Source organism: Streptomyces sp. NPDC045968 (assembly GCF_056430475.1).
Window position 1 is genome coordinate 1 of record NZ_JBWKLF010000026.1, and the last position, 3,691, is coordinate 3,691.

The 3,691-nt window shown below is 69.2% G+C and carries 1 protein-coding gene; it reads right to left on the reverse strand.

Going from position 1 to position 3,691, the window contains the following annotated elements; all coding sequences use genetic code 11:
- Positions 1–127 precede the first annotated feature (127 nt).
- Positions 128–3,691: type I polyketide synthase (locus AC07FA_RS34155; protein ID WP_479080241.1), on the reverse strand; the 3,564-nt coding region annotated here is incomplete at its 5' end.

Consider the following 3,691-nt stretch of genomic DNA (forward strand, 5'->3'; position numbering starts at 1 on the left):
CTGCGGAGGGAGGCACTCTCCCCCCCCTCTGTTCTTGGGGTCGGATCGGTTGTCTCTGTTCCCCCCCCGTTCCCCCCCCCCCCCCCCCCGGGGCCACGTCTCGGTCAGGGCCGGCCGGGAACGTACGTCAGCCGGCGAGCCGGTCGGACATCCGGCCGTGCAGGTACGCCGCGAGCATCGACGGCGTCGGGTACTCGAAGACGACGTTGGACGGCAGCTTCGTCCCGCTCAACTCAGCGAGCCGGTTGCGAAGTTGCATCGCGATCAGCGAATCGAAGCCGATCTCGAAGAGGCCCTGGTCGGCTCCGGGCCGGTCGGCCGTGGCATGCCCGAGGACTGCGGCGACCTGCGTACGCACCACGTCGACCAGGAGCTCTTCCCGCTCGGCGTCGGACAGCGTCGCCAGCCGTTCGGCCAGCTGAAGCCGCTCGTCGACGGAGACCGCGGCCTGAACCCGGGGCCGCCGCCTGCGAACCGGTCCACGCGACTGGGTCTTGGCCCCGCCGCCGGCAGCGCCGAGCTGATCGGCGGAGACCGGACGAGAGCTGACGGACCGGATCGTCAGCACCGGCGCACCGGTCTCGTCGGCCGCCTCGAACGACAGCGCACCGGAGCCGCTCGGAGCCAGCCGCAGCCGCAGATCCGAGGCACCCTCGGCATGCAGCACCACACCGGTCCACGCGAACGGAAGCACGGCGTCCGCGTCCGCGTCGGTGCCGGCGACAGCACCGCCTACGGACAGCGCGGGTTGCAGCGCCGCGTCCAGCAGCGCCGGGTGCAGGCCGAACCGGCCCGCTTCGGCACGCTGGTCCTGGTCCAGGGCGACCTCGGCGAAGAGCTCCTCGCCACGGCGCCAGACGGCACGCAGGCCCTGGAACGCCGGCCCATGCGCGTACCCACGCTTGGTCAGCGCGATGTAGAAGTCGGTGATGTCGACCGGCTCGGCATCAGCCGGAGGCCACTGTGCGAAGTCGACACCGGCACCCGCACCGGCACCCGACAGCGACGCCTCGGGCGAGAGCGTGCCGGAAGCATGCCGCGTCCACTCCTGCCCGCCGTTCTCAACCGCGTCGCCGGACGAGTACACCGCGACGGAGCGACGCCCCATCACGTCTTCGCCGCCGACGGTGACGTGCACCCGGACGGAACCCTCCTCGGGCAGCACCAGCGGAGCATCGATCATCAGCTCGTCCAGCACCTCGCACCCGAACTCGTCTCCGGCCCGGATCGCCAGGTCGACGTAGGCCGAGCCCGGAACGAGCACCGCACCGTGGACGGCGTGATCGGCCAGCCAGGGAAGCGTGCGCAGCGACCAGCGGGAGGTGAAGACCAGCCCGTCCGACTGCGGCAGCTCGACGACGGCGCCGAGGAGCGGGTGATCGGACTCGGTCTGGCCAGGCGAGTCGGCGCGCGTGGCCGACTTCGTCCTCTGGATCCAGTAGTGCTCGTGGTCGAAGGCATACGTCGGCAGAGCCGTCCGCGCACCCGCGACGCCGGCCGGCAGGACGGCCGACCAGTCGATGTCCACTCCGCGTACGAAGGCTTCCGCGAGAGAGGTCAGCATGCGCCGCATACCACCCTCACCACGACGCAACGAGCCCACCAGCACCGGCGCCGCATCAGCCGCGTCAGCGATCTCACTCACGGGCTGAAGGAGCACCGGGTGCGAGCTGACCTCGACGAACACACCGAAGCCCGCACCGATCAGCTCCCGCACCGCCGGCTCAAAGCCCACCGGACGGCGCAGATTCCGATACCAGTACCCACCATCCAGCACACCTGCCGAATCGATCCAGGTGCCATCGACACAGGAGAAGAACGGAACCTCCGGAGCGTTCGCGGTAATACCCGCCAGCTCCTGCCCGAGGATCTCCTCAATGCCTTCCACGTGACGGGTGTGGGAGGCGTAATCCACCGCGACCCGCCGCACCCGCACACCACGGGCCTCCAGCACAGTGAGCAGACCGTCCAGGGCTGCCGCGTCACCAGCGATCACGACCGACGAGGGGCCGTTGACCGCCGCGATTTCCACACCCTCCACGAGCAGGTCACGGACATCCGCCTCCGGCAATGCCACCGATGCCATACCACCCGCACCCGACAACACCCGGCCGATCGCCTGACTCCGCAACGCCACCACACGCGCCGCATCCCCAAGCGACAACACACCCGCAACATGAGCGGCAGCGATCTCACCCTGCGAATGACCCAGCACCGCATCCGGCACCACACCCGCAGAACGCCACACCGCGGCCAACGCCACCATCACCGCGAAACTCGCCGGCTGAATCACATCCACACGATCCAGCAGCACAGCATCCGCGTCACCACGCAGAACATCCGTCAACGACCAGTCCACAAACGGCGCCAAAGCCACCTCACACTCAGCAACCTTCGCGGCGAACACCGGCGAGGAATCAAGCAACCCACGCCCCATCCCCACCCACTGAGCACCCTGACCCGGGAACACGAACACCGACCGGCCAGGACCACTGCCCCCACCCGGAACCAGACTCTTCGTCAACGCCCCATCAGACTCACCCCGCGCCAACGCACCAAGACCCGACAGCAACTCATCCCGAGAACCCGCAACCACCACCGCACGATCCGCCAGCAGAGCACGCCCCGACACCAACGAACCCGCCACACCAGCCAGCGAGACCGCCTCACCCGCCTCGATGAAGGAAGCAAGCCGCTCCCCCTGCCCAGGCAGCGCCCCCACACCCTTCGCCGACACCACAAACGGCATGACCACATCACCATCCAGGGGAATCGGCTCGGAGTCCGGCACGGCGCTTTCAGGGGCCTGCTCCAGGATCAGGTGAGCGTTCGTACCGCTCACGCCGAAGGAGGACACACCAGCCCGGCGGGGACGCTCGGTCTCCGGCCACGGCCGCGCCTCCGTCAGCAGCTCCACCGCACCCGCAGACCAATCCACCTGCGACGTCGGCTCATCCACATGCAACGTCGCGGGAAGGATTCCGTGCTGCATCGACTCGACCATCTTGATCACGCTCGCCACACCCGAAGCGGCCTGCGCATGCCCGATGTTCGACTTCAACGACCCCAACCACAGCGGCTGCCCCTCAGCACGCCCCTGGCCGTACGTGGCCAACAGTGCCTGCGCCTCGATCGGGTCACCCAGCTTGGTGCCGGTGCCGTGCGCCTCGACCACGTCAACGTCCGCCGTCGACAGACCCGCATTCGACAGCGCCTTGCGTATGACCCGCTGCTGCGCCGGACCGTTCGGAGCCGTCAGGCCGTTCGACGCACCGTCCTGGTTGACGGCACTGCCACGGAGCACCGCCAGCACCTGGTGGCCCTTGCTCCGCGCGTCCGAGAGCCGCTCCAGCAGCAGGACACCCGCGCCTTCGGCCCAGCCCGTGCCGTCGGCGGTGGAGGAGAAGGCCTTGACCCGGCCGTCGGCGGCCAGACCGCGCTGGCGCGAGAAGCCGATGAACGTGTCCGGGGTGGACATCACGGTGGCTCCGCCGGCGAGTGCCATCGTGCACTCGCCCTGCCGCAGCGCCTGCGCAGCCAGGTGGATCGCGACCAGCGAAGACGAGCACGCCGTGTCGACCGTCACCGCCGGGCCTTCGAACCCGAACACATACGACACACGGCCCGACGCCACACTGCCCGCACTACCCGTACCCGCAAAACCCTCCAACTCCGCAGGCACACCCTCACC